This is a genomic window from Nonomuraea sp. B10E15, assembly GCF_039871615.1.
Classification (GTDB): domain Bacteria; phylum Actinomycetota; class Actinomycetes; order Streptosporangiales; family Streptosporangiaceae; genus Nonomuraea.
The window spans coordinates 762,078-787,924 of record NZ_JBDPMB010000001.1 but is presented as its reverse complement, the minus strand read 5'-3'; the positions used below and the strand labels follow the sequence as shown (position 1 = coordinate 787,924).

Sequence of the window (25,847 nt, the reverse complement as noted above, 5' to 3'; positions counted from 1 at the left end):
CAGAGCATGTTATACGGCGCTCTGGCGGTGGCAGTGGCGGTCCCCTCTTCCCTCTCCAACAGTGCCGGCGACAGAGACGGCGACGTGCGGGTGGAGCCGACCGGCTCCTACGCCTGCCGCCAGGACGTCGCCGCGCCCGACCCGGACGTCCCCAAGGTGCACGCGGCCGGGCTGGCGCAGGCGCCGAACGGCGACATGCTGACCGTCTACTACGGCGGCACCACGGAAGGGGCGCCGAACCAGGCGCTCTACATGTCGCGGCTGGCGGCGGGCAAGCACGCCTGGTCCGCGCCCGCGGTGGTGTTCGACGAGGCGGACAAGGCCGACGGCAACCCCGTGTTGTGGTCGGACGGCAAGCGGCTCTACCTGTTCTTCGTGACGATCGAGGGACACGGCTGGGAACAGGCCCCGATCCGGCTGATCACCTCGGACGACAGCGGGAAGACCTGGAGCGAACCCACCACCGTCCGCAAGGAGTGGGGATGGATGGTGGGCACCAACCCGATCCGCATGTCCAACGGCGAGGTGCTGCTGCCCATCTACGACGAGGGCGGCTCCAGCTCCGGCTTCTACGTCTTCAGCGAGGACATGTCGTCGTGGAAGGCGTACCCGGAGGAGCACGGCAGCTGGATCCGCACGCCCGAGGGGTCGATCCAGCCGACCGTCGTGGAGGTCGAGCCGGGACGGTTGCGCGCCTACATGCGCACCGGTGACGGCGCCATCTACACGAGCGACTCGACCGACTTCGCGCGCACGTGGAGCGCTCCCGTCGCCGAGCCCATCGGCAACCCCAACTCGCGCGTCGCCGCGCACAAGCTCGACAACGGCAAGCTCGTGCTGGCCTACAACCCGTGGGTCGAGCACCGCTCCCCCATGCGGCTGTCGCTCTCGCCCGACAAGGGCCGCACGTGGGAGAACTCCGTCGACGTGGAGGCGCAGTCGGGGCCGCAGTTCACCTATCCCGTGCTGACCCAGAGCAGCGACGGCTTCATCCACATGGTCTATTCCTACAACCGCAACAACATCCGGCACGTGGTCTTCAACGAGCCGTACCTCCGCGACGCGGTGGGCCTGCTGTCCAACTGGCCCGAGCACACGATCACCGAGTTCAAGAACGGCGTCCGGCGCAACGTGGTGCGCCGTTGCAGTTACTCGCCCTCGAAATAATCTCAGGGAGATCACATGAAGAAGTCCCGCGGCTTCGCGCTGCTCGCGCTCGCCCTCGCCATGACCACCGCCGTCCCCGCCGCCGCCAACGCCTCACCGCAGCCGTCGGCCGCCTGCAAGGACGTGCCCAACCAGTACAACGTGCCGTTCAGCGTCTGCGACGACGAACTGTTCATCTTCGCCGCCAACTACAAGCCGTTCGAGTCGACCGTCCAAGGTGAGCAGGAATCCGCGACCAGGGTCTTCGACGAGATCATCGGCAAGAAGCTGCGCGCGGCGTTCCCCGACGTGAAGATCAAGTACGCGACGTGGGACTACCCGGTGCGGTACGAGGAACTCAAGGCCGCCGGGGTCACCCCGGACATCGTCATCGAGGACCCGAAGAACCGCATCGACCGCGACCTCGAGCCGATGGGCTGGGTCGGCGACCTCACCCCCGACCTCGAGAAGGCCGGCATCGACCTGAACACGCTGAACAAGTCCGCGGTGGAGCTGACCAGGTCGCGCTCCGACGGCGGGATCTACGGCGTGCCGCTGTTCATCGACGAGCACGTGCTGCTCTACAACAAGAAGATCTTCGACAAGTTCCGCGTCAAGCACCCCAAGCCCGGCATGACGTACGACGAGGCGTTCAAGAAGGCCAAGCAGCTGACCAAGGACGACGGCCTTGATCACTACAAGGGCTACATGCAGCACCCCGACCAGTACCTGGACTTCAACCAGGCCGGTCTCTACCCGTTCCTGCCGACGACGAGCGAGGAGCCCAAGCCCGAGGACGTCAAGGTCGACATCAGCAGTGACGCCTGGAAGACGTACGTCGACAACCTGTACCGCTTCCTGGAGATCCCGCGCAACGACTTCACCACCGTCACCGACTACTTCAAGGGCGACATGAGCCAGCCGGGCCACCTGGCCATGGCGGTCGACACGCTGTCGCGGCTGAACATGTACGCCGGCAGCGAGCTGTTCATCGAGGACGGCGACGAGGCCGCCTTCGCCGAGCAGGCCAAGAGCGTCGACATCGGCGTCAGCTCGATCCCGATGCTCGAGAAGGGCGCCAAGACGATCTACCAGCCGAACACGCGGGCCGCGTTCATCCCGCCGTCCTCGCCCAAGAAGGACCAGGCGCTGCAGATCGTGAAGTGGCTGGTCTCCGAGGAGGGCCAGACCGAATTCTCCAGCCACGGCGTCAAGGCGGTCCTGCAGACCGACAAGGTCGTGCAGAGCTTCGGCAAGGCCATCCCCGAACTGGCCAAGATCGACACCTCGGCCGTCTACTGGGGTGAGAACGCCGTGATCTCGAACTACCAGAACACCGAGTACTGGGACCTGCCGCTGTGGTCGGTCTACCGCCAGCACATCCTGCGTGACGGCGGGACGCCCGAGCAGGCGCTGAGCCTGTCCCAGCAGCAGGACATCCCCAACTACATCAAGGCACAGGCGGAAGCGGGCAAGGACTGGTGACCTTCTCCACCACCGTGGAACGCTGGGGCGTCCACGAGATCGAACTGGCCGGACCGACCGGCGGCAACCCCTTCGCGGACGTTCGCCTGTCGGCCCGGTACCAGTACCGCAACCGCGTCGTCGAGGCCGAGGGCTTCTACGACGGGGACGGCGTCTACCGCGTCCGGTTCATGCCGGACGCGGTGGGTCCGTGGCGGTTCACGACTGTCAGCAACGTGGAAGAGCTGGACGGATGCTCGGGCGGCTTCGAGGTGGGGCCGCCCGGCCCGGGCAACCACGGCCCCGTGCGGGCCGCCGGCACCGGCTTCGAATACGCGGACGGCACGCCGTACCTGCCGTTCGGCACGACCGCGTACCACTGGACGCACGACATGGACCGGGAGCGGGAACGCCAGACGCTGCGGACGCTCAAGGCGTCGCCGTTCAACAAGCTGCGCATGTGCGTGCTGCCGACGGGGCCGATGGCGCCGCCGGAGGTGCCGTTCGCCGGGAAGGACCCGGACGGGCTGGACCTGACCCGGTTCAACCCGGTGTTCTTCCGCCACCTGGAGGCGGGGGTCCGCGAGCTGCGTGACCTCGGCGTGGAGGCGGACGTGATCCTCTTCCACCCGTACGACGGCGGGGTGCGCGGCTTCCAGGACATGGGCCGCGAGGTCGACCACGCCTTCGTGCGCCACGTCATCGCCCGCCTGGCCGCCTACCGCAACGTGTGGTGGTCGGCCGCCAACGAGTACGACTTCAACCGGTCGAAGACCGTGGCCGACTGGGACGACATCCTCCGCACGATCGTGCGGCACGACCCGTACGAGCACCTGCGCTCCATCCACAACGGGACGCGCATGTTCGAGGTCGCGTCGATGTACGACTTCACCAGGCCGTGGATCACGCACCAGAGCATCCAGCACTGGGACGCCACCCCGACCGACGCCTGGCTGGCGGCCTGCCCCAAGCCCGTCGTGATCGACGAGATCTCCTACGAGGGCAACATCGGCAAACGCTGGGGCAACGTCACCGGCCAGGAGCTGATGGACCGGTTCTGGGAGGGCATGACGCGCGGCGGCTACGTGGGCCACGGCGAGTCGCTGGCCGGCTTCCAGGACCGCGCGTGGATCGGCAACGGCGGCGGCCTGTACGGCGAGAGCCCCGCCAGGATCGCCTTCCTGCGCACGATCATGGAGGAGCGCCGTGACGGCACCCTCCTGCGCTACCTGGGGCGGCGCCAACCGGCCCAGGTCACGGTGGACCTGCCGGCGGGCGAAGCCTACGAGGTCGAGCTGATCGACACCTGGAACATGACCATCACCCCGATCGACGGGGTGCACCGCGAACAGGTGCGGGTCGGCCTGCCGCGCAGGCCGTACCTGGCGCTGCGGATGACGAGAGTGGGAGACCGATGAGCATCGGGCCGATGGCGACCACCGCGCTCGGCTGGCACCTGCACGACGAGAAGCGGCGGACGCGGACCCTGGCCTCGCTGGAGTCGTCGCCGTTCGACCGGGTGCGGATGGCGGCGTTCGCCACCCGCTGCTCGCTCGACGCGCTGGAGGAGCGGGTGGCGGAGCTGGCCGGGATCGGCGTGACCGCCGAGCTGGTGCTCATGCATCCCGGCGAGGGCGTGTCCGACGTCGAGACCGCCTGCCGCTACGTGCGCGACGTGGTGCCCCGCCTGGCCGCGCACCCGAACGTGTGGTGGTCGCTCACCGCCGACCCGTCGCCGTTCCCCGCGTTCACCGAGCACGACTGGGTGCGGCTGGCCGACCTGGTGGCCGAGGAGGACCCCGGCCACCATCCGCGCTCGATCACCGTCCCCGCGGACTCGCCGCTGTTGTGGCGGCGCACCTTCACGCACGGCAGCGTCCGCGCGCCCAGCCCGCGCGACGCGTGGGTGCCCACGCGCGACCACCACAAGCCGGTGCTGATGGACGCGTGCGGGTACGAGGGCGACGGCGAGGACCCGTCGCTGAGCCTGCCGCCCGAGAAGGTCGTCACCATGGCCTGGGACGGGTCGGTACGGCGGCGTTACCTGACGCACGGCGAGTCGTACGCGGACGACGACGGGCTGACCTGGTCGCAGGACGGCGGCACGCTCACCGGCGCCGCCGTGCCCAGGCTCGCGCTGCTGCGCCAGGTCATCGCCGGGACCCCGGACGAGGCGCGCTACCGGGATCGGGACGCGCCGATGCTGGAGGTGCCCGGGGAGTTCTACCTGGAGTACTGCGGGGAGCACCGCTTCCCCGACAGGACGTACGAGGTGCCGGAGGGGCGGTACGAGGTCGAGGTGATCGACACGTGGGAGATGACCGTCACGCCGCTCGGAGTGCTGGACGGCGGGACGATCGCGGTGCCGCTGCCGGGGACGGTCGGCCAGGCCGTCAGGATCCGGCGGCGCCCATGACGGCGGGCGTCCTCATGGCCGTCGAGGAGCCGGGCGGGAAGGTCGTCGAGGTGGTGGCCGGTTCTGGCGGGCCCGAACTGGTGCTGCGCCGCCGCGACGTGGACGGGCCGCACCTGCGGGCCCCGCTGAGCGGCATGCTCACCGCGTCCACGGGCCGCCCGTGGCGCATCGAGCCCGCCTTCGGCGACTCCGTCCGCGTACGTTCGGCGGGCGGGACCATCGTGGTCACGGCCGGGCTCGGGCCGCTGAGCGCCCGGCTCGAGCTGGCCTTCGCCCCCGGCGGCCTGCTCACCCTCACCACCACCTGGCGCAACGACGCCGAGCAGGAGGTCGCCGACGTGGCGGCCGGCCTCCTGCTGCCCCTCCCCACCACGGACGCGCACGTCACCATGCCCGGCGTCCTCTACAACGGCAACCCCTCGTCCGACCCGCGCAAGAAGGTCCCCCGCGAAGGGTTCGTGAGCGAGGAGCACCGCCTGCCCATCCCCGCCGTCAACGCCGCCTGGGACGGCCGCTACGTCAGCCTGTTCGCCCATCCCGCGGCGACCAGGCTCGGCGACGGAACGGTCGCGTACGGCTCGCTCGGCGTCGTACGGTCGCCGGGCCTCACCGTCGCGGCCATGACCGGCGTGATCGCCTTCGACGGCAGGCCGGACGTCTGCTACGTCAGCAAGGCGGAGGTGGCGGACCGTCCCGTCGGCTACCGTGACCTGGCACCCGGCGAGACCGTCACCACCCGCCACACCCTCGACTGGGGCCCGGTCGAGCCGCGCGGCCTCGGCTTCACGAAACTCCTCCGCACGGGGCTCTACGACGGCCGGGGAGCCAGGCCGCTGTCCCGCGACGAGATCGTGCGGCTCAAGACGAACGCCATGGACGCGCGCTGGGCGGGCGACGGCTACCTCGCCTACGACAGACCCCGGCCGGGCAAGCCCCGGTCGTACCTGTACGGCTGGACGGGCCAGTGCATGAAACTGGCCCGCTGCGACGCCGAGCTCGGCCTCGGCCGCGACGAGCCGGAGCGGGTCGGGCGCGCCCGCCGCGCCGCCGGCTTCTACGTCGAGGGCAGCACGGCCTCCGTACGCGGGTTGCGCCACGGCCGCTACCTGCTCGACGAGGACCGGTGGGAGACGTTCCGCAAGGACGGCGCCGCCTTCTTCTCCAGCCGCGCCCACGGCGAGACGGTCGCCGACCTGGCCGAGCTCGCGCTGCGGTTCCGCGAGGCGGGCCTGGCGGCGCCGCCGGCCTGGGAGGAGGCGGTGGAGGACGCCGCCGCGTTCTTCTGGCGGACCCGGCTGCCCGAGGGCATCGTGCCGCTCGGCTGGACCCCCGGCGGCGTCCCGTTCTCAACCATGATCACCGCGGCCGGGGTGTCGTGCGTGCAGGCCCTGCTGGGCGCGTACCGGCTGAGCGGCGAGCAGGTGTGGCTGCGGCGCGCGGAGGAACTGCTGGGCCGCTACCACCGGCTGCACGCGGCCACGTTCGAGCGGCCCTTCGCCCACGCCACCCTCGACGCCAGCGGAGAGGACAAGGAGGCCGGGATGTACTACTTCCAGGCCGCCTTCGAGCTCTACCGCCTCACCGGGCGCGAGACGTACGCGCGATGGGCGGAGACGGCGGCCGACTGGCTGCTGACGTTCGTCTACGTGTGGTCGCCCGAGTTCGACGCGGGCAGCACGTTCGAGCGGCGCGGCTTCAAGGCGTGCGGCTGGCCCTCGGTCAGCGTGCAGAACCACCACCTCGACGTGTTCTTCCCGACGTCCGAGCTGATGGAGTTCGGCCTGATGACCGGAAGGACGCACTACGCGGAACGCGCCGAGACGATCCTGCACGCCATGGGGCAGGGCATCTGCACGGAGCCCGGCGACTGGGGCTTCGACGTGCCCGGCGAGCAGGGCGAGGGGTTCTTCCAGACCAACTGGCAGCGCAAGGGCGAGGCGAACACGTGGAACCCGTCCTGGGTGATCGCCCTGCCCCTCCACCACGCCCTGCACGCAAGGAAGGTGTCATGAACGAGGAAGAGGCCTGGCGGTACGCGGACGAGCTGCGCGAGCGGGTACGGCCGCCCGAGTTCCCCGACCGGTGGTTCGACGTCACCGGCTTCGGGGACGGGGACACGTGGACCGGGGCGTTCCGCGCCGCGATCGAGACCTGCCACGAGAGCGGCGGCGGGCACGTGCGGGTGCCGCCCGGCACCTACCTCACCGGCGCGATCCACCTGCTCAGCAACGTGGACCTGCACGTGGAGGAAGGCGCGACGATCCTGTTCAGCACCGACCCCGCCGACTACCTCCCGGCCGTCTTCACCCGCTTCTCCGCCATCGAGTGCTACAACTACTCCCCCTTCATCTACGCCCACGGCCAGGAGAACATCGCCATCACCGGCGCCGGGACGCTCGACGGCGGGGCCGGGCCCGAGCACTGGTGGTGGTGGGTGGGCACGCCCGCCTTCGGCTGGGAGCCCGGCATGCCGGACGAGGCCGGCGACTGGGCCGCGTTGCAGCGGATGGCCGCGGAGGGGGTGCCGGTCGAGGAGCGCGTGTTCGGCGCGGGGCACCACCTGCGGCCGAACATGATCCAGCCGTACCTGTGCCGCAACGTGCTCATCGAGGGTGTGCGCATCGTGCGCTCCCCCATGTGGGAGATCCATCCGGTGCGGTGCGAGAACGTCCTGGTCAGGAACGTGTCGATCTATTCGCGCGGGCCCAACAACGACGGCTGCGACCCGGAGAGCTGCCGCTCCGTGGTGATCTCGGGCTGCGTCTTCGACGTCGGCGACGACTGCATCGCCATCAAGGCCGGCCGCGGTCCCGACGGGCGGCGGGTGGGGGTGCCGTGCGAGGACGTGCTGATCGAGGACTGCGACATGCGTTACCGGTACGGCTCGGTCGCCATCGGCACCGACACGACCGGCGGCATCCGCAACGTCTTCGTCCGCCGCTGCCGCTGGGGCGGCCCCGGGCTCTACTTCGGCCTCTACATCAAGACGAACTCCGTGCGGGGCGGATACGTCGAGAACGTCTTCGTCAAGGACGTCGAGATCAGCGAGCTGACCAAGGAGGCCGTCTCCATCGACCTCTACCACGGCGACGGCCACAACGGCGACGACCCGCCCCCCATCCGCAACATCAACGTGGCGGGGCTGCGCAGCGACCGCACGCGCAGCGCGTACCTGCTGCGGGGGTATCCCGAGCAGCCGCTGCGGGACGTCACGATCAGGGACAGCACGTTCGCCCACGTGCAGCGCGCGGACGTTGCCGCCGACGTGGCCGGACTGACCCTCTCGGACGTCAAGGTGGGTCCCGCTCGGCCTGGATGAACTCGACGTCGATCTCTGCGGATGCCGCGCACTCGGCATCGTGTTAGCCTCCCGTGATCCATGTCCGGAATATCGTGTCAACGGGGTGTGTGGTGACGACGGAAGCGACAGCGCGTATTGAAGGGGCGCTGCGCGAGGGAGCGCGCGAACTGGACCTTTCCGGACTCGCACTCTCTCGCCTGCCCGAGTCCTTGCGGAACCTCACGTCGCTTGAGTCTCTCAACGTCAACACCAACGCTCTGACCGACTTGCCGGACTGGCTGGGAGAGTTGACTTCTCTCACGCGCATCGACCTGCGTTGGAACCGTCTCACCGCAGTGCCGGAGTGCGTGCGGGACCTTCCCGTCCTGGAGCGTCTCGACCTGCCGGCGAACGACATCAGGAAGCTGCCGGACTGGCTGGTGGAACTCAGGTCGCTCCGCAACCTGTGGGTGCAGGGCACCGGCCTGACCGAACTGCCGGAATTCGTGGGGCGGATGACCTCCCTCACGTACCTCAATATCTATGGCAACAGCATCACTGAGCTACCGGAGTCACTGGGCGGCCTCACCTTTCTCAAAGGCCTGTCCCTCACGGACAACAAGCTCGTCTCACTGCCGAAGTCATTGGGAAACCTCACGGCGCTGGAGCGTCTCAGCGCGGACAGAAACGCCATCGCCGAGTTGCCGGAAGCTATGGGGAACCTGTCCTCGCTCAACAACCTCGACCTGAGGGGGAATGCCCTGACCAGGCTGCCTGAGACGCTAGGGCGGCTCGCCTCGCTCACGCATCTCGACCTGACGGGGAATTCTCTGGGCTCGTTGCCGGAGTCGCTGGGACACCTGCCCGCCCTGAGGTATCTGAGCCTCCACGGCAATGCGCTCACCTCGCTACCGGAGTCGTTGGGCGGGCTACCCGAACTCGGATACCTCGATGTCATGCACAACCTTCTCACCGACGTTCCGGAGTCGCTGGGCGATCTTCGCTCCCTCAAGCGGCTGCTGCTGCGGGGTAACGCTCTCACCACGCTGCCGGAGTCCCTGCGGAAGCTCACCGCTCTCGAGAAGTTCGACGTGGCCCACAACGCCCTTCGGGAACTGCCGGAGTGGCTGGACAAACTCCCGGCCAGGGTCATCCGGGGAAAGCAGCGAGTCCGGGCCGGCCGCAGATGCGCGTGCAGGGACTGCCGGCGGTGGCTTGGAACGTGGTCGCCGCGGACCTTGAGGGATCTCTGAACCGGCCGTCACGTGTGTGTCGAGCATGGTGATCACTGCCGATGCCCTGCAACTGTGGCCGGGCGCTGACGTGCGCTGGGATGTGTCCCGGGGATGGACTCGAACCCACGCAGCGCTAGACATTCTTGTTCGGGAGGCCGGGGACGTGGGCGAGAACTTCACGAAGAACCTCGGCCAGCTCCCGCAGCCACTGGGCCGCCACGGTGTCGGAGGTGTCGTCGTCCAGAACCGTGTTGGCGTCCCAGGCGACCAGCCAGGCGAGGGTGCCGTCGGCCGTCGGGGCGGCGAGCAGGTCGTCCAGGGCCCGTGCACCGCGCCCGACGGTCTCGGGGTCGACCTCCGCGAGTCGAGCCACATTCGCGCGCACCTCGTCGAGGCCCGACGCGTCGGCGACCAAGGTGGCGAGGAACAGGCGGACCTGATCCAGGGCGGAACGGCCGGGACGGCCGAGGGCCGCCCAGCACCGGTTGCGTATCTGCAGGTCCAGCCAGTAGGCGGCAAGGCTTCTGAGGTCGAACCCACCGAAGCGCTTGACGTCCGCGACGATGAGCTGGCCGCCGGCCAGCTCATCGGAGTTGCCTGGAGGCTCGCGAAACGGCCAGCCGTGGTGATGGGCCGCCAGGTACCGGCCGCTGAAGAACTGAACGGCCGCGACGTCCTCGGCCTCGAACTCTCCTCGGGTGTGCACCCACGAGGGCATCCTCTGGTTCGGCGAGTAGAAGGTACGGCCGTGGTAGTAGGGCGGCGCGGTCCTGGTGATGGCGCGCACGGCGTCAACCAGCTCCCGGATGGCCTCCGGACGGGCCTTGTGCCGGTTCTCCATCAACGTGGCGTACGGGGTGTCCCACGACCAGCCGCCGGACCCGTCAAGGTGGAGCACGTAGAATCCCGCGGTGCCGGAGAAGCGATGGATCGTGCTGACGTCGGCGGCCCACTGAGCGGGGTCCGCCTCGTGCACAGGGGACAGACCCGCGTCCCCGAGGGCGGCGAGGACCTCGGCGACTCGCGCGGCGGACCACGGTGTGGTCTCGTCGTCCAGCACGAGCGCCTGGAAGCGCAGGACGGCGTTCTCGTCCATGGGCATGCTGGAACTCCTAGTACGACTGCGACGCCAGGCGGCGGGGCTGGGCTTGTGTACCCCCTCGAGGTCACCCGGGGAGTCTCCACGCGGGCCCATCAGGGCTGCCCAGCCACACCCGTTGCTCACCGCCGGCCACCGTCAGCCCGAACGCCGACTGGTCCGGCTTGCCGGCCTCCAGCCAGACGGCGAGGCCGCGTTCCACCGCGTCCCACAGGCGATACGGGCCGTACTGGTGCACCACCCAGCCAGTCGAGTCCGCAGGCTGGACGTCCGCGTGCGCGCCCGACGTCACGTCGTGCAGTGCCAAGGTCTTCTCGATCCAGACGTGCTGTGCCTGTGGCGCGGCGAGCTGGGCCACGAGCAGGCCGGTCTGGTCGCACAGCAGCGCGGGGTCCATGGTCGTGTGGCTGACCTCGCCGACGCCCATCTTCACCATGTCCAGGGGAGGAGCGGCGTGCGGCCGGGCGGGCATGAAGTACACAACCTCCGGGAAGCCGCTCGTCGCGGTGCCGTCCTCGCCCACCCGCAGGTGCGCCAGCACACCACCGCCGAGCCAGCCCAGCATGGGCGTGGTGATCGTCCCGCCAGGGCGTACCTGCCGCACCCACCGATCAGGGATCGTCCGCACCGCGCAGGTGCCGATGATCCTGTGGTAGGGCGCATGACGGTCCACCCCGCCCAGACCATCCCCCTGCACGAGGGCGGGGGTGTACCCGGCCTTCGTCAGCGCGATCTTCGCTCGTTGCGCGACCTCTGGGTCGTACTCGATCGACGTGACGGCGTCACTGCCCAGCCGGTGGCACATCAGCGCCGTCGAGTAGCCCGTGCCGGTGCCGATCTCCAACACCTTGACGCCCTCGCCGATCCGGGCCACCTCCAGCATCCGCACCACGAGACTCGGCAGTGTGGACGACGATGTCGACCACACGTTGGCGATCGGCGCGGTGGCGTCCTCGGCCATGACACCGGCGACCTGGGTCACCAAGCTCTGGTCGCTGTAGACGAGGGCCAGCCAGTCTTCGCGGCGCATCTCCGACCGGTGGGCGGGGACCCAGCCACGCGAGCCGTCGTGCTGGAACACATCGTCGCCGACGAACAACTCCCGCGGCACCGCCTCCAGCGTTGCTCGCCAGTGCGGGGAGTTGATGAAAGCGGCGAGCTCGTGACGGAGCTTGGCGGCCAGACCGTTCACAGAGGGTGTCCTTCCAGCAAGGTGTCGGCGATCGCCTCGGCTATCGCGGGCGCGTCGGGGGTCGTCAGACATGCGGAACGCCCCGCCAGTCAGGTTTGCGGGCCACGATGCCAACAAGAAGGTGGTCACCGTGCGCGGCCGTCGAGGAGGTCCTCCCACAGCCGCTTCGCTTCCGCGATCCGGAGCCACGGGCTCTCGCTGACCTCAGCGCCCGCGGGTGATCTCTTCGTACGGCGGATGTGACCGAGGCCGCCCGCCACGCAGAGCTCGTACGACGTCGTCAGACATGCGCAAGTATGGCCCCGGACCCGGATGGACCCGCACCTGGTGACCAGGGCGGACCAGGTAATACCGATGTGCCCCTGCTGTGGGGGTTTGGGATGCGGGCTGTGGAACTCCTCCATGGCCATGCCGACCTCCAAGAGACTCATCACCGACAGCGCTTCGAGCCGGGCCGCCAAGGGCTACGAGGTGGGGCGGCTCGACCATAGCGCAACCTGTAAGGTGATGTCATGTGATGTTAGCTCTATTTATATAAGTTGATCTGCATACAGGTTCTATGCCGTGAGGTCAATAGCCCTTTAGCGTTATCAGGGTGACTGATCAAGACGGCTTCGCGTGGGACCAGACGCTCTACAAGTACGAGCAGATCGCCCGGATCATCGCCGAGCGGATCCGTAAGGACGCCTACCCACCCCAGTCGGTCTTGAGCGAGGTGCGCTTCGAGCAAGAGTTCGGCGTCTCCAGGCCCACCGTACGCCTCGCCTTCAAGATCCTTAGAGAAGAAGGCCTGATCGTCACCAAACCCGGCAAGGGGTCCGTCGTCGTGCGCCGTGCGAACGACGGCAAGGCGTGAGACGAACCGTCGTCCACCGTGGCGTCACGTGACGACGGCGCTTCCGCGCAGCCCGTGCAACCACTCGGTCAGTACGGCGTAGTCGGCGTCACCGAGGCCCTGACGGGGATCAACACGATGGAGCAGGGCCTGTCCTTGGTGGTGTCCGGACACCCAGGCTCGATCGACATCGGTGATCTCGTCGTCGACCCAGGCGAACGAACGCCCCGCAGCCCAGCCGACGAGGGCGCGGGTCTTCCCGTGCAACCCGTTCCGCCCGTCCTGTTCGTCAAGATCGGACGGCTCCGGCCAGTCCACCACGGGCAACCGTGGCAGGCCGAGTATGGGCGCGACGCACGCGTTCGCATCATCCATCCAGGTCGTGGCCCAGACCAGATCGCATGGCAGTGCGCTCAACCGGGGCCCGTGCGCGGGATTGATCCTGGTGAGGAGGGGATTCGAGCCCGTGTCCCGTAATGCGCCGCTCGTCCCGTAGATCGGATGCCCGTCGGGGTGGTGCTCCGGTGGCGGGCCGAAGGGAATGAGTGGTCCGTCGACGTCGAGAAAGAGCAAGGGGCGCTGCGTGGGGCCGGTCACGGCTGCACGATAGCGGCTTGTCCTGACGGGCCCGGCTCGATGGGCCCGGTCACCTCGTCGAGCGGTCCTTGCCGTCACGCACGGTCAGTACCGAGTGCCCCCGACCAATCCAGAAAACTTTTCCGGTCGTGTCGAGAACGCGGTCAGGGTTCCGACCACTGGGTGAAAGCGCCCCACAAGGGGCTCTACCGGAGGAGCACGACCATGCGGAAGATCATCCACTTCGTTCATGTCTCGCTGGATGGCTACATCGAGGGTCCGGACGGTGAGTTCGACTGGCCGACCATGGGGGCGGAGCTGTCGGCCTACTCGTTCAGCCTGATGGAGCAGGCTGACACCTTCCTGTACGGCCGTCCGGTCTGGGAGATGATGGCCGGCTACTGGCCGAACGCCGAGTCCTTCTCCGACGACGCCCACGACCTGAAGTTCGCCCCCATCTGGCGCAGCGCTCCCAAGGTCGTGTTCTCCCGCACCCTGACCGAGCCCGGCCACGGTGCCCGGGTCATCAACGGCACGAACCTGGTCGAGGAGGTCACCACGCTCAAGGCCGAGCCGGGCAAGGATCTGCTGTTGATGGGCGGCGCGTCCCTGGCCGCCGCCCTCACCGCCCATGGCCTGATCGACGAACACCAGGTTGTCGTGCACCCGGTCCTGCTCGGCGGCGGCAAGAAGCTGTTCCCCGATTCCAAGGAGCGGCTCGACCTTCAGCTCATGGATTCGCAGACCTTCGACGCCCGGACCGTTCTGCTGCGCCACCGATCCGCCTCCCGATGACGGCCGCACACAGCCACCTTCGTCGCCGATCGCCGCAACCCCGATGGCACGGACTGGGCCGTTCTCGCTGGCCCCGAGGGCTCCCGCCTCCGGCTCCGAGCCGTCCCGCCTGCCGTGCGTACGGGCTGGTGATTCTGCTTCCGGTTGACGGCTGACTCGGAGCCGACGAAAGGCGCTCGCACGCGCGGCGTCGAGGATGTTCCGGGGGATCACGGTTGAGCGATTCTCACCTCTGGCGGATCCGTATAGGCCCCGAGAAAGGGCTCAGAGCTTGATCACGTCAAGGCCGGGCATCTCGTCGTAGTCCGAATCCTGGGTGACGACGGGGACTTTGTGGACGATGGCCGTGGCGGCGATCCAACTGTCGTTGATGGGCGCTTTGCGCCCTGCGGCTCTGAGGCGGGAGATCAGCAGGGACCAAGCGTCCGAGACGGCCTCGTCGATGACGATAGATTCAAAGCGCTCGGCGAGTTGGTAGGTGGACAGGCGCCGGGCCGATGTCTCGGAGTCGCGAGCCTGGAGCACGCCTAGCCTGAGCTCGCCGAGTGTCACGACCGAGACGCCCCACTCGTAGTCCGCGAACCGGGCGGCATGAAAACGCTCTGCTTCCAAGCCGATGAAGATCGAGGTATCGGCCAATGCGCGCTTGCGTTCTACCACGGCAGATCGTCCGTTGTCTCGGTGAGGGTTTCCCGCAGTTCCTCTGCCTGGCCTGTCGTGTCCGGGCCTAGGCGAGCCAGCTCACCACCGATCTCGACAGCAGAGATCCACCGGCGGCGACGCGTGAACGGAATGATCTTCGCAATCGGCTGACCATCCCTGAGGACCTCGATCTCCTCACCGCTTTCGACGCGTCGCAAGACATCGGCCGTATGGTTTCGGAGTTCTCGGGCTGGGATAGCTGTCATGCCACAAGTGTAGAAGATATGCGACGCCCGTAGCAAGATCACATAGCCGTCAGATGGGGCGGCCTGAACGGTACGTGGTCACTCGCGTCACCGAGCGGAAGGCCGCGAGTCGTCCTCGTCGTCGGTCAGCAGGAAGCCAGGCCGGTTGTCACGCCACTCGGGCACGTCCATCGAATTGAGCACGGAGATCAGTTTCTTCTCCTCGTAGATGAAGTGCGTCCGCATGACCGCCGACAGCGCCTCCACCTCCTCGCGCACCTTGACGGCCGTGGCGGGGTCCGGCTGCTCGGGGAGGGATTCGAGGAGCTTGCGCAGGTTTCCCATGAGCCAGTCGAGCTGGTTGTGGTCAGTGCGCAGGTCGGAGAGCACCTTGCGCAGCTCGGGGAACTCCTCGGCGATCGCCGGGAACGCGCCTGTGTCCTCGCCGGTGTGGTGACGGGTCAGGGCCGTGCAGAACGACAGGCAGTGGGCGCGCAGGTCGCGGGGCGGCAGCCCCTTGCCGTCGAAGTAGTCGTCGATGCCGTCCTGGAGGTCGTGCAGCATCTCGCGCAGCCAGATGTGCACCTCGAGCAGCTGCGTGCCCAGAGCGGTGAGGCGGTCGCCCGCATCGGAACGCGCGTTCATCCATCCTCTTCCCTCGCCTGAAACGCCCGCTAGGACCGGGCGCTCCCGTGCCCGATCTCGCGGGACACGGCGCGGGCCGCCTCGGCCACCGCGGCCCCGTGACGCAGAATGTGCTCCGCGAACCGCTCCCGCGGCCCGCACAGCGAGATGGAGCCGACGACCTCGCCCCACGCGTCGCGGATGGCCGTCGCGACGCTGGCCGCGCCGGCCTGGCGCTCGCCGTAGCTCACCGCGTACCCTCGCTGGCGGATCTCGGCGATGTCGTCGCGGAGCGCGTCGGCCGACGTGATCGTCCGCGAGGTGAAACTGGCCCGCGCGTGCTGGGCGAGGAACTCTTCGATCGTCTCGTCGGACAGCACGGCCAGGATCGCCTTCGACGAAGATCCCGCGTGCAGTGGGTACATCCGGCCGAGCGCCACCGACATCCGCACCTCGTGCGGGGAGAGCACCTGATCGACGTAGACCCGCTGCCAGCCCTGGCGGATGGAGAGCGTGGCGGTCTCGCCGCTGGCCTCCACCAGGCGCGCGAGGTGGGGGCGGGCGGTTCTGGGCACGTCGAGTGTGCGGAGCGCCGCAAGCCCCACGGTGAGCGCGCCCGGGCCGAGCCGGTACTGCTTGGTCGTGGTGTCGAAGGCGAGGAAGGCGTCGGCCGCCAGTTCCTTGAGGATCCGGTGGGCGACCGTCTTGGGCATCTGGAGGTCACGCGCGATCGCCGACACCCCGAGCGCCTCCGGTGCCTTCGAGGCGAGCAGGTTGATGATCGAGAACGTCCGGGCCAGCCCTGACCGAGCCCGGCCGGCGGCCTCGGGATCGGCGCCGACCGGCGGCTGGGGCTGCGCGACCGCGTCCACGACGGTGGGGACGATGCTCGACGCGGTCATCTCACAACCTCCTTCACACGATGGTCGACACCAATGGTGCCGAAAGATCGAGCAGACACGTTAATCGGACGACCGCACCGTCCGCATCAGGTTGTCCACATCTGTCTCCGGCACAGCGGCCGCCTCGTCGATCAGCCGGTCGACGAGTGTTTCCGGCCAGACGCCGGCCAGCAGCCGCCGCACCTTGCCGGCCACACGATCGAAGCCGAGGGGGTTCCCTGCGTGCCCGCTCGCGGCGAGCACCTCGACGGTGGCCTGCCTCCCGCCGCGGGCCGTGAGCCGGATCCGGGCGCCGAGATGCCGGGGCGGCAGGCGGTCGAGCCGGTCGTCGACAACGAGCCGGGTCACCGACTGCAGGCGACGGAGCTCCGGGTCGGCGATCTGCTCGGCATCGAGGTGCGAGAGGTCGAATCCCCCGTCGCGCACCCCGCACGCGATCACGTACGGCGTGCTCATGCTCGCCGCCAGCGCCGTCGCCGGGTGCCTCCGGCCGAGCACGTCGACCATCTCGCGGAACCCCCAGCCGTCGATCGCGACGATCTCCGCCGCGTCGCAGCCGAGCTCGCCGCGGGCGGCCACCGCGGCTTCCAGAGCGGCGTGCGTCGCGCCGGAGGACGGATAAAGCTTCTGGCCCGACTGCATCAGCATCGGCTCGCCACCCAGGCCATCGGTGAGGACGCCGAGGTCGATCCGGTCCGAGGCCGCTGCCAGGTAACCGCGCTCGGCCGCCAGCGGCTCGTCCGTGGCCCGCAGCCCGGCCCGCGCGCCGAGCGCGGCGAGCAGCCCTTCCCTGGACGCCTGGCCTGAGAGCGCGTACCAGGCGTCGGAGAAGTACGCGGCGCCGACCACGCCGGCCGCGGCGTTCACGGCCAGGCCCAAGGCCGCGTGGTAGACGTCGGCGCGCTGCTCGCCGGCGACCTTGAGGGCGGCCACGGCTGCGGCGGCGGTGTTGCAACCGCCGCGGGGATGCCAGCCGCGGTCGAACGCGGAGCGGCCGAGGGCCGAGCCGATCCGCATCGCGACCTCGTAGCCGACCACGGCCGCCTCGACCAGGGCTGTGCCGGGCGCCCGTACCTCTTCGCCGCGCGCGAGCAGGGCGGGGAACGTGCCGACGCCCGGATGCCCGAGTGAGCCGTGCCAGACGTCGTCGAGGTTGGGGCCGGACGAGCCGGCGACGCCGTTGAGGAAGGCCGCCCGGTCAGGTGCGACGCGCAGCGAGGTGCCGGTCACGGTGCTCACACCGGGCTCGCCGCCCGCCAGGCCGAGCTCGGCCGCGGCCCAACGCCGGTGGTGCTCGCGGGTGCTGCCGAGCACCGCCACCCCGAGGTGGTCGAGCAGCAGCCCGCGTACGCGGTCCACCACGCCGGGCGGCAGCGCGTCGTACCGTACGCCGGCGGCCCAGCGGGCGAGGTATGCGGTGGGATGCATGTCAGCCCTGCTTCCACCGGGTCGCCCAGCGCTCCACCATGATGATCAGCTGGGAGAGCAGGACCGACACGAACGCGACCAGGGCGACGCCGGCCAGCACGCCGGTCGTGTTGAAGAAGGAGGCGGCGTTGGCGATGATGTAGCCGATGCCCTGGTTGGACGAGATCAGCTCGCCGACGACGGCGCCGATCACGGCCTGGGGCACGGCGATGCGCAGACCGGTCATCACCCACACCGCGGCCGACGGCATGATCACCCGGCGATAGATGGTCAGCCGGTTGGCTCCCATGATCCGCAGCGAGTCGATGTAGAGGGGGTCGACGTCACGCGCGCCGGTGAAGGTGTTGTAGAAGACCAGGAAGAACGAGATCAGACCGACAAGGACGATCTTGGACCCGAACCCGATGCCGAACCAGAGCACGAACAGCGGCGCGAGGGCCAGCTTCGGCATGCTGTAGACGACCGTGACGAACGGGTTGAGTATGGCCGCCGTGGTCGGCAGCCGGCCCAGGGTGAAGCCCACGACCACGCCGACCACGCTGCCCACCAGCAGGCCGGCGCCGAACTCCTGCAACGTGATCAACAGGTGCACCCAGATCGAGCCCGTACTGAACCATTCGGCCAGCTGCTGCCCGATGGCGCTGGGCGAGCTGGAGAAGAACGGGTCGATCACCCGGCCGGACAGCCACTCCCATGAACCGAGCCAGACGATCACCACCACGATCTGCCCCAGGGCGATCGTGACCTTCGGGCTGAGCTTGCGACGTGGGTGCGAGCCGGCCGGCGGGTCGGCCACGACACTCTTGGCGAGCGTCTCCGTGTCACTCATCGTTGGCCATCTCCTTGTCAGCGGCGTGGATCTCCTGCCCGAGGTTCTGCCAGACCCGGCGCCGGACCTCCTGGTACCCAGACGTGAACTGCAGTTGCTCCAGGTCGCGCGGCCGGGCCAGGTCGACCTCGATCTCGTCGATGATGCGGGCGGGGCGGGCGCTCATCACCACGACCCGGTCGGCCAGCGTGATGGCCTCGTCCATGTCGTGGGTGACGAACAGGACCGCCGCCCCGAGCTTCTCCGTCAGGGCGAGGAGCTCGGCCTGCATGCGCAGCCGCAGGATCGCGTCGAGCGCGCCGAACGGCTCGTCCAGCAACAGCGTCTCCGGCTCGTACACGAGTGCCTGGGCGAGGCCGACCCGCTTGCGCATGCCGCCGGACAGACCCGCCGGGTAGGTCTTCTCGAAGCCTTTGAGTCCGACCATCTCGACGTAGGCGGCGGTCCTTGCCAGCCGCTCCCGCGCGGGCATGTGACGGATCTGCAGCGGGAGCTCGATGTTCTCCGCGACGGTCAGCCACGGCAGGATCGAGTCCCGCTGGGTCATGTACCCGATGCTGGTGTTCGGGCCGTCGATGCTCTCGCCGCGGTAGGTCAGCGTCCCGCTGGTCGGCGCGATCAGGCCGGAGACCATGTTCAGGAGCGTCGACTTGCCGCAGCCGGACGGGCCCAGCAGCGCGACGAACTCGCCCTGCCTGAGCGTGAAGTCCACATGGGACAGGGCGTTCACCGCGCCGCGGCGCCCGTGGTAGGTCATGGACACGCCCTCCGCCGACACGACGGCGGCAGGGGCTTGTCCGGGCTGTTCTGCGTGCATCCGCATCTCCCTGGGTTCCGCTCGTCAGGCCGGCTGGAGCATGGACCGGTCGACCTCGGCCACGCTCGACCGTCCGAGCAGCGCGAGCGACTTCACCATCTCCGCCGCCAGCATCTCCAGGGCCAGGCGCACCCCGTCCCGGCCGCCGGCGCAGAGCCCCATGGCCGCCAGGCGGCCGATCACCACGAGGTCGGCGCCGAGGGCGAGGGCCTTCAGCACGTCGGTGCCGCGCCGGATGCCGCCGTCGACGGCGACGCTGATCCGGCCGCCGACCGCCTCGACCACCTCAGGCAACTGCCGCAGCGTGGCGGGCGTGCAATCGAGCTGGCGTCCGCCGTGGTTGCTGACGATGACGCCGTCGGCGCCCATCTCCGCGGCGAGGAGAGCGTCCTCGCCGGTCATGACGCCCTTGATCACTACCGGCAGCGAGGTCTCGCCGAGCGCCTCCGCCAGGTAGTCGAACGTCCACACCGGCTGGGTCATGGCGCGGAACTCGCCGAACATCTCCGCCGCGTGCTCCTCCTCACCGCGGTAGTTGCCGCGCATGACGTCCTCGTACACGAACTGGTTGGCGAGGTTGCGGTCACGGTAGCCCGCGGTCGGGCAGTCGGCGGTGATGACGAGGCCGCGGTAGCCGGCCGACTCGGCCCGGCGGACCAGCCGCCGGAAGTTGGCGAGACTCCCGACCGGATGCAGCTGGAACATCAGCGCCGCGTCGGGCGCCACCTCGCGGATCTTCTCCAGCGGGTGGGTGGAGACGTGCGGCGCCAGGGCGAGCGCGCCGGCGTCCTGCGCGGCCCCCGCCACGGCCAGCTGGCCCTCCGGGTGGAACACGCCGTCAGCGCCGAACGGCGCGGTGGCCACCGGCAGCCGCAACGGCCAGCCGAGGTAGGTCGTCTCCAGCGACGGCGGCTTGCTGCCGGAGAGGATCCGCGGCCGGAAGGTCCACCGGTCGAACTCGCCGGTGTTGGCGGCGACACTGCGCTCGGCGCCGGCGCCGCCCTCCAGGAAGTCCCACACGGCCCGGCGCGCCCCATTGCGGGCGGCGGCCTCGAGATCCCCGAAGTTCTTGATATGGGTGGAGTTCACCCCTGGTACCACAGTCACGTTCGCCTCTTGTTCGGGAAGCCGACGCCGGGCCGGCTACGGGTGGGTGCGGTCAGGTGGAGGTGCCGACCTTGTCGAGGGCCTCCTGCGCGAATTTGGCGTTCCAGCTGTCCTCGAAGCCGATCTTCTTGGCCGCGGCCGCCTCGCTGACGCTTCCGTTGATCTCGAACGCGGTGACGACGAACTCTCTGGCCTGCTCGAACTGGGGCTGGGTGGGGACGACGCTGTCGGCGTAGATCGGGTAGTTCGCCTCGAACGCCGTCTTGAAGACCTCGGGCCTGATGTCGGTGAAGAGACCGGCGAGCAGGTCGCGGAACGCGTCCTTCTCGGCCTTGATGAAGTTGAGCGAGCGCTGGATCGCCCGGCAGTAGGCGCCGATGGCGTCCGGGTTCCGCTCCAGGAATTCCTGCTTGCACGAGGCCACGATGTAGGGGAAGCCGACCAGCGGCTCGACCGGGTCCGTCGACATGTCGAACAGGTACTTCATGCCGAGGTCGGCAATCGCCTGGTCCGAGATCGGCGACGAGATCGCCATGCCGTCGATCTGCTTGTTCTGGACCGCCGCGAGCATCGCCGATCCGCCGCCCTGAATGGGCACGATCTTGAGGTCCTTGTTGGGGTCGAGCTTGCCCAGGTTGCGGGAGACGTACCGGATGAGCAGGTCCGGCGTGCCGGCGACGCCGGTGGACGCGAGTCGCATGCCGCGCATGGCCGCGGCCCGCTGCTCCGCGGTGCTGGCCTCGGTGAGGCCGGCCTTCTCGAACGCCTCAGCGCTGATGACGACGTTGGTGGCGAGCGTGGTCAGCATGTTGCAGAAGCTGATCAGCGGCTGGCCCACCGCGGTGGACTTCATCGTGTCCATCGGTGCGCCGACGACGAAGTCGGCGTCGCCGGAGAGCACGATGTTGGCCACGACGCCCTGCCCTGCGACCCTGCCCTTCTGGTTCAGCCCTTCGTCCGCGAAGTAGCCGTTCGTCTCGGCGACGAGGAACGGCGCCCAGATGTAGGAGACGGCGGTCGAGCGAATCGTCGAGTAGGCCCCGCCGTCGTCACCTCCCGCGGTCGGCGCGCCAGGAGGGCGGGAGCACGCGGCCAGCAGGCCGCCGGCTCCGGCCAGCGCGCCGAGTCTGATCAGGTGGCGGCGGGAGAGGTGGGTTCGGTGCGACATGCTTGCTGCTCCAAGGGTGAGTGCCGGAGGAAGCGTGGTGGCGGGCTCAGAGCCGGCCGAGGGAGCCGAACGCGGCCGGTGACTCGCCGAGGCCGGCCGCCCGGAAGGCCGCCCAGATGCTCGCCTGGTTGGCCGTGACCACGGGCACGGCGAGGTCGCGTTCGAGTTCCGCGACGAGCCCGAGGGTCGACAGGTTCGTGCAGCTGATGAAGAGTGCCTCGGCATCGGGATGTGCGGCGGCGCGGGCGAGCCGGTAGACCACCTCCTCCGACTGCTGCGCGATGGCCGAGACGGGAGTGCGGGCGAGGGGGAAGTGCTCGGTACGCTCCCGCAGGCCGAGGCCGACGAGGCTGACCACGTCGAGACCGTGCGCCGCGAAGAAGGCGCGTAGCCGCTCGTTGATGGTGTCGTCGTAGGGGGTGGCGACGGCGATCCTGGTGACGCCGAGCGCCCGGAGTGCCGTGACGCCGGCGCCCGACGCGGACAGCGCCGGGCAGCCGACCCGTTCGGCGATCCGGTTCACCAGGTCGGATTCGTATTCGTGACCGCCGACGAAGCTGCCGGAGGTGCAGCCGAAGACGACGACGTCGGCGTCCAGTTCGGAGAGCTGCCCGGCGGCCCGCAGCGAGTCGTGGGCCATCTGGACCAGGCCGTCGGGGTCGAGCCGCGGGATCACCATCCGCGCCGCGTGGGCGGATCCGCCCCGGGGCAGCACGGAGTTGATCTCGGGCTCCATCGTCATGTTGACATGGGGAATGATTAATCCGATACGGGCTCGCCAGCCGTGCATGGTTGTCACCTCCTGGCGGCCCCGGACGGGACGCGAGCTGAGGGAGCGGGATTCGTTCGCCTCTGCGGAACGTCGTTCCCTTGGAATACCCGGGACGGTAATGGCTGGCCCCGAGAACCGTCAAGGGTCGTGACACAGCCGGCGCGAGCGACAGGACCCGGTCACCGCCAGCGGCCGATCAGGTCGTTGGCCAGGCACGAAGCCTCGGCCGCCGGCGCCGGGACACGGAGCAGGGCGCGGTACGCGGCCGCCAGGGACGACGAAAGCACCGGCACGCCCAGTTCGTCGCCGACCGTGGCGATCGCTTCGACCGTCGGCATCCCCGTTCCGCTGAGCAGCACCGCCGTATCCCGGTCGGGCCGCAGGTCACGCAGCAGTGCCGTGACCTCGTCCGGGGCGATGGCGTAGATGCCGTCCGGCGCCGGCACCTTGCGAACTCCCGCCACCGCGAGCCCGGCGGCGCTCCAGTGCGCGACCGCGAGGTCGGTCAACCAGTCCGGGTAGGGCGAGACCACCAGCACCCTGCGCCGGCGCAGCTGGGCGAGGGTCTCCAGGATCGCGCGGGCGGCAGTGAGGCCGCGCCCCGCGCCGGCCGCGTCGATCGCGTCGTGCAGCGCGGCGTCGCGATCGGGCCCCACCAGGTACGAAGAGCCCGTACAGGCGAAGTAGGCGACGTCCGGCCGCTGTCCGCGCAGGAGTTCCGCCGTGGCGGTGAGGGCGTCGTTGTAGCCGAGCAGCCGCTCCTTCAGCGCTCCGGGGATCACCGGCAGCGGTGCGGTGTGGACCGGCAGACCGCGCGGCAACAGGGCGCGCAACTCGGCCGCGACGGTCGGGTTCTCCGGCGGGACCAGCGCACCGACGCCGCCCCAGCCGCTCTTCTCGCCCGTAGCCGCGCCGGTCGGATCCGGCTCGATACCCATGACAACCACCCGCCATCCAGTTGGGATGAATCCGCGACGTTCGGCCGGGCCGTTGACAGCCCGGGCCGTCGCACGACAGTATCCGTTTGATTCCGCCTGGGGAACCGCCGTTCGCTTCAACGGAACAATTCCGATCGAGGCTGCTCTCCGGGAACTCCGAGGCAAAGGTGCGAAGCCTGACATGTGGAACCGTCCGGACGTCGACTTCATATCGACCCATGACCTGCCGTGGACCCCGGTGTCGCCCGGGCACTTCGGCGCGGACCACGGCGGCGGATTGCGCAAGACCCTGTCCGCCGACGTGGAGAACGGCGCCCGTACGGAACTGCTGGCCTTCACCAACCGGCAGCGGGGCGTGCTGCGCAGCGCGTGCGACATCTTCGTCCTCACCGGCCGGGGCACGGTCAACGACCAGCCGTACGCCCCTGGCACGTACCTGCACGCCCAGCCCCTGACCGAGCTCGACTGGGTGCCCGGCCCCGGCCGGACCGTGCTCTACTTCGGGCCGCACGGCGCGCCCGACTTCGCGCCCGGTCAGGGGGCCGGCGAGCTCACGACGCTGCCCGAGACCCGTGACGAGTGGGTCTCCATGAGCTGGCGCGGGGACGAGCCGCAGCCCGCGGACGTACGCATCCGGTGGCTGCGCCGCGACGAGGCCGGCATCGTCTTCCTCGTCGGCATGCTGCCCGGCTACACCGCGGTCAACGAGGAGAAACACCCCGTCTACGAGGAGTCCTTCAAGATCGCCGGCGACCTGATGCTGGGGCGCAGGGGCGTGGTCAAACCCGGTGGCTACTTCTTCCGCAGCCCGCAAACCTGGCACGGCCCGCTCTACAGCCGTACCGGCAACCTGTCCCTGATCAGGAAGAACGACTTCGGCAGCACCGACTACCGCGAGCCGCTGCCAGGACACGATCTCAACACCCTCATACCGGCCCTGTACGACCACGACGCCTCGTTGACGCCCAGCCTGACGCCGGGGCTGTGATGAGCGCGCCCGACCAGCTCGCCAGGATCCGGGCCGAGCGCGGTTACACGCTGTCGTACCACGAGATCTACGCCCGCACGGAGCCCGGCTTCCTCGACGCCTACACCCGGCTCTACCGAAGCTTCACCCTCGACGCGCGCCACCTCTCCGCCCGCGAGCGGGAGCTGATCTGGGTGGGCCTCCTCGTCGCCGACGAGGAGGCGGTGGGCACCCTGCACGTCGAGCGCGGCTTCGAGGCGGGACTGACCGCCGACGAGATGGCGCAGGCCGTCGCCGTGGCCGGCGCCGTCGCCGCGTGGCGGCCGATCTTCTTCGCCGCGCGGTCCTGGGCGCACGCCCTGCCGATGGACGGCCACGAACGGTACGCCGCACTCCTCGCCGCCGCCGCCCCCGGCCTGTCCGAGCGCGAGGTCGACCTCATCGCGGTGGTGGTGCACGCGGTGCACCAGCAGGAGGACCCGTTCCTGCACCACCTCGACCGGCTGTACGCGGCCGGGGTCGAGGAACGCGACGTGGCCGAGGCGATCAGCTATCTGCTGCTGCCGCGCGGGGCGAACGCGCTGCTCTGGGCCACCGACCTGTGGCTGGCCGCCGTCGACTCCGGCCGCGTCGCGCCCGCCGCCGACCTGACCGGCGTCAATACCGAGACCCGCCGGTCATGACCGCGCTGGTGGTGGGTGGCCGGGGGGCGATCGGATCGGCCGTGGCCGAAACCCTGCGCAGGGACGGCGACACCGTTCACGTCCTCGACCGGGCCGACGGCGTGGACGCCGCCGACCCGCGACAGGTCCAGGAGTTCCTGGACGCGTTGCCCGCGGCGCCGACCCGCCTGGCGCACGTCGCCGGGTCCGTCGGCTACGGCGGTCTGCTGGACGTCTCGCCCGAGCAGTGGCGCGACGTCCTGGCCGACAGCCTGACCAGTTCCTTCATCGTGGTACGTGCCGTGCTGCCCGGCATGCTGGCCGCCGGCGCCGGCGCGATCGTGCTGATGAGCTCGATCAACGGGCGGCACGGGGGCAACACCCTGTCCGGTCCCGCCTACGCCGCCGCGAAGGCGGGCGTGCTGGCGCTGACCCGCAATATCGCGAAGGAGTTCGGCGGCCGGGGCGTCCGGGCCAACGCGGTCGCTCCCGGCCCCGTGCGCTCGCCGATGACCGCGCGTCTCCCGGCGCCGGAGATGGCGGACCTGGTCGGGCAGGTACCGCTCGGCCGCGCCGCTGATCCGGAGGAGGTCGCCGAGACGATCGCCTTCCTGCTCAGCGACCGGGCGAGCTACGTCAACGGGGCCACCGTCGACGTCAACGGCGGGCTGTGGACCGGATGACCGCAGGCCACACAGGACGAACAGG

At 69.5% G+C, this 25,847-nt stretch carries 26 protein-coding genes; 12 read left to right on the top strand and 14 right to left on the bottom strand.

Features of this window, described 5'->3' with window-relative positions; all coding sequences use genetic code 11:
* The first annotated feature begins 6 nt into the window (after positions 1 to 6).
* From ABGB14_RS03660 to ABGB14_RS03630, 7 genes are all read left to right on the top strand, one after another.
* Complete coding sequence (locus ABGB14_RS03660) at positions 7 to 1,167, top strand: sialidase family protein (RefSeq protein WP_347642073.1); 1,161 nt, start codon at positions 7 to 9, stop codon at positions 1,165 to 1,167.
* 15 nt (positions 1,168 to 1,182) lie between these two features.
* The gene (locus ABGB14_RS03655) at positions 1,183 to 2,631 is read left to right on the top strand and encodes an ABC transporter substrate-binding protein (protein ID WP_347642072.1); all 1,449 of its coding nucleotides are present in this window, start codon (positions 1,183 to 1,185) and stop codon (positions 2,629 to 2,631) included.
* Positions 2,628 to 4,028: a DUF5060 domain-containing protein gene (locus tag ABGB14_RS03650; RefSeq protein WP_347642071.1), complete on the top strand. Its 1,401-nt coding sequence runs from the start codon at positions 2,628 to 2,630 to the stop codon at positions 4,026 to 4,028. Before ABGB14_RS03655 ends, ABGB14_RS03650 begins: the two co-directional genes overlap by 4 nt.
* Entirely contained in the window at positions 4,025 to 5,026 is a 1,002-nt protein-coding gene (locus ABGB14_RS03645; protein WP_347642070.1) for a DUF5605 domain-containing protein, read from the top strand. Before ABGB14_RS03650 ends, ABGB14_RS03645 begins: the two co-directional genes overlap by 4 nt.
* Entirely contained in the window at positions 5,023 to 7,038 is a 2,016-nt protein-coding gene (locus ABGB14_RS03640; protein ID WP_347642069.1) for a hypothetical protein, read from the top strand. The genes ABGB14_RS03645 and ABGB14_RS03640 overlap by 4 nt, the downstream gene beginning before the upstream one ends.
* Positions 7,035 to 8,345, top strand: coding sequence for a glycoside hydrolase family 28 protein (locus ABGB14_RS03635; RefSeq protein WP_347642068.1), 1,311 nt, complete (start codon positions 7,035 to 7,037; stop codon positions 8,343 to 8,345). Before ABGB14_RS03640 ends, ABGB14_RS03635 begins: the two co-directional genes overlap by 4 nt.
* Before the next feature lie 92 nt (positions 8,346 to 8,437).
* A complete protein-coding gene (locus ABGB14_RS03630; protein WP_347642067.1) occupies positions 8,438 to 9,559 on the top strand; it encodes a hypothetical protein in 1,122 nt (373 codons plus the stop codon).
* A 115-nt stretch (positions 9,560 to 9,674) separates the two neighbouring features.
* Here ABGB14_RS03630 and ABGB14_RS03625 read toward each other — a convergent pair whose 3' ends face one another.
* Both ABGB14_RS03625 and tgmC read right to left on the bottom strand, forming a co-directional pair.
* A complete protein-coding gene (locus ABGB14_RS03625) occupies positions 9,675 to 10,643 on the bottom strand; it encodes a hypothetical protein (RefSeq protein ID WP_347642066.1) in 969 nt (322 codons plus the stop codon).
* Between the two features lie 64 nt (positions 10,644 to 10,707).
* A complete protein-coding gene (tgmC, locus tag ABGB14_RS03620; RefSeq protein WP_347642065.1) occupies positions 10,708 to 11,832 on the bottom strand; it encodes an ATP-grasp peptide maturase system methyltransferase in 1,125 nt (374 codons plus the stop codon).
* A 595-nt stretch (positions 11,833 to 12,427) separates the two neighbouring features.
* Here tgmC and ABGB14_RS03615 point away from each other — a divergent pair.
* Positions 12,428 to 12,688, top strand: a complete 261-nt coding sequence (locus tag ABGB14_RS03615; protein ID WP_347642064.1) for a winged helix-turn-helix domain-containing protein — start codon at positions 12,428 to 12,430, stop codon at positions 12,686 to 12,688.
* A gap of 24 nt (positions 12,689 to 12,712) precedes the next feature.
* Here ABGB14_RS03615 and ABGB14_RS03610 read toward each other — a convergent pair whose 3' ends face one another.
* Positions 12,713 to 13,264, bottom strand: coding sequence for an HAD domain-containing protein (locus ABGB14_RS03610; protein WP_347642063.1), 552 nt, complete (start codon positions 13,262 to 13,264; stop codon positions 12,713 to 12,715).
* 204 nt (positions 13,265 to 13,468) lie between these two features.
* Between ABGB14_RS03610 and ABGB14_RS03605 the strand changes: the two genes are divergently transcribed.
* Positions 13,469 to 14,038: a dihydrofolate reductase family protein gene (locus ABGB14_RS03605; RefSeq protein ID WP_347642062.1), complete on the top strand. Its 570-nt coding sequence runs from the start codon at positions 13,469 to 13,471 to the stop codon at positions 14,036 to 14,038.
* A gap of 264 nt (positions 14,039 to 14,302) precedes the next feature.
* Here the strand turns inward: ABGB14_RS03605 and ABGB14_RS03600 are convergent, their stop codons facing one another.
* From ABGB14_RS03600 to ABGB14_RS03550, 11 genes are all read right to left on the bottom strand, one after another.
* Positions 14,303 to 14,698 (bottom strand): type II toxin-antitoxin system VapC family toxin, encoded by a 396-nt coding sequence (locus ABGB14_RS03600; protein ID WP_347642061.1) that lies wholly within the window; start codon positions 14,696 to 14,698, stop codon positions 14,303 to 14,305.
* Positions 14,692 to 14,946: a type II toxin-antitoxin system prevent-host-death family antitoxin gene (locus tag ABGB14_RS03595; RefSeq protein ID WP_347642060.1), complete on the bottom strand. Its 255-nt coding sequence runs from the start codon at positions 14,944 to 14,946 to the stop codon at positions 14,692 to 14,694. Before ABGB14_RS03595 ends, ABGB14_RS03600 begins: the two co-directional genes overlap by 7 nt.
* An 87-nt stretch (positions 14,947 to 15,033) precedes the next feature.
* Positions 15,034 to 15,570: a hemerythrin domain-containing protein gene (locus ABGB14_RS03590; protein WP_347642059.1), complete on the bottom strand. Its 537-nt coding sequence runs from the start codon at positions 15,568 to 15,570 to the stop codon at positions 15,034 to 15,036.
* A gap of 29 nt (positions 15,571 to 15,599) precedes the next feature.
* Positions 15,600 to 16,451, bottom strand: a complete 852-nt coding sequence (locus ABGB14_RS03585; RefSeq protein WP_347642058.1) for an IclR family transcriptional regulator — start codon at positions 16,449 to 16,451, stop codon at positions 15,600 to 15,602.
* A 60-nt stretch (positions 16,452 to 16,511) separates the two neighbouring features.
* Entirely contained in the window at positions 16,512 to 17,879 is a 1,368-nt protein-coding gene (locus tag ABGB14_RS03580; protein WP_347642057.1) for an MmgE/PrpD family protein, read from the bottom strand.
* A gap of 1 nt (position 17,880) precedes the next feature.
* Positions 17,881 to 18,708, bottom strand: a complete 828-nt coding sequence (locus ABGB14_RS03575; RefSeq protein ID WP_347642056.1) for an ABC transporter permease — start codon at positions 18,706 to 18,708, stop codon at positions 17,881 to 17,883.
* Positions 18,701 to 19,525: an ABC transporter ATP-binding protein gene (locus tag ABGB14_RS03570; protein WP_347642055.1), complete on the bottom strand. Its 825-nt coding sequence runs from the start codon at positions 19,523 to 19,525 to the stop codon at positions 18,701 to 18,703. The genes ABGB14_RS03575 and ABGB14_RS03570 overlap by 8 nt, the downstream gene beginning before the upstream one ends.
* A 24-nt stretch (positions 19,526 to 19,549) precedes the next feature.
* A complete protein-coding gene (locus tag ABGB14_RS03565) occupies positions 19,550 to 20,632 on the bottom strand; it encodes an alpha-hydroxy acid oxidase (protein ID WP_347642054.1) in 1,083 nt (360 codons plus the stop codon).
* A 52-nt stretch (positions 20,633 to 20,684) separates the two neighbouring features.
* The gene (locus tag ABGB14_RS03560) at positions 20,685 to 21,800 is read right to left on the bottom strand and encodes an ABC transporter substrate-binding protein (RefSeq protein ID WP_347642053.1); all 1,116 of its coding nucleotides are present in this window, start codon (positions 21,798 to 21,800) and stop codon (positions 20,685 to 20,687) included.
* A 46-nt stretch (positions 21,801 to 21,846) separates the two neighbouring features.
* Positions 21,847 to 22,542, bottom strand: coding sequence for an aspartate/glutamate racemase family protein (locus ABGB14_RS03555; protein WP_347642052.1), 696 nt, complete (start codon positions 22,540 to 22,542; stop codon positions 21,847 to 21,849).
* A gap of 209 nt (positions 22,543 to 22,751) precedes the next feature.
* On the bottom strand, positions 22,752 to 23,510 hold the full coding sequence (locus ABGB14_RS03550; RefSeq protein ID WP_347642051.1) for a hypothetical protein: 759 nt from the start codon (positions 23,508 to 23,510) through the stop codon (positions 22,752 to 22,754).
* Between the two features lie 181 nt (positions 23,511 to 23,691).
* On the opposite strand from ABGB14_RS03550, the gene ABGB14_RS03545 reads away from it, so the two are divergent.
* From ABGB14_RS03545 to ABGB14_RS03535, 3 genes are read left to right on the top strand one after another with little or no spacing between them, the layout of a single operon-like run.
* A complete protein-coding gene (locus ABGB14_RS03545) occupies positions 23,692 to 24,498 on the top strand; it encodes a hypothetical protein (protein ID WP_347642050.1) in 807 nt (268 codons plus the stop codon).
* Positions 24,498 to 25,160 carry a carboxymuconolactone decarboxylase family protein gene (locus ABGB14_RS03540; protein WP_347642049.1) on the top strand — a complete coding sequence of 221 codons (663 nt, stop codon included), beginning with the start codon at positions 24,498 to 24,500 and terminating at the stop codon, positions 25,158 to 25,160. Before ABGB14_RS03545 ends, ABGB14_RS03540 begins: the two co-directional genes overlap by 1 nt.
* Positions 25,157 to 25,822, top strand: a complete 666-nt coding sequence (locus tag ABGB14_RS03535; RefSeq protein ID WP_347642048.1) for an SDR family NAD(P)-dependent oxidoreductase — start codon at positions 25,157 to 25,159, stop codon at positions 25,820 to 25,822. Before ABGB14_RS03540 ends, ABGB14_RS03535 begins: the two co-directional genes overlap by 4 nt.
* Positions 25,823 to 25,847: the final 25 nt, after the last annotated feature.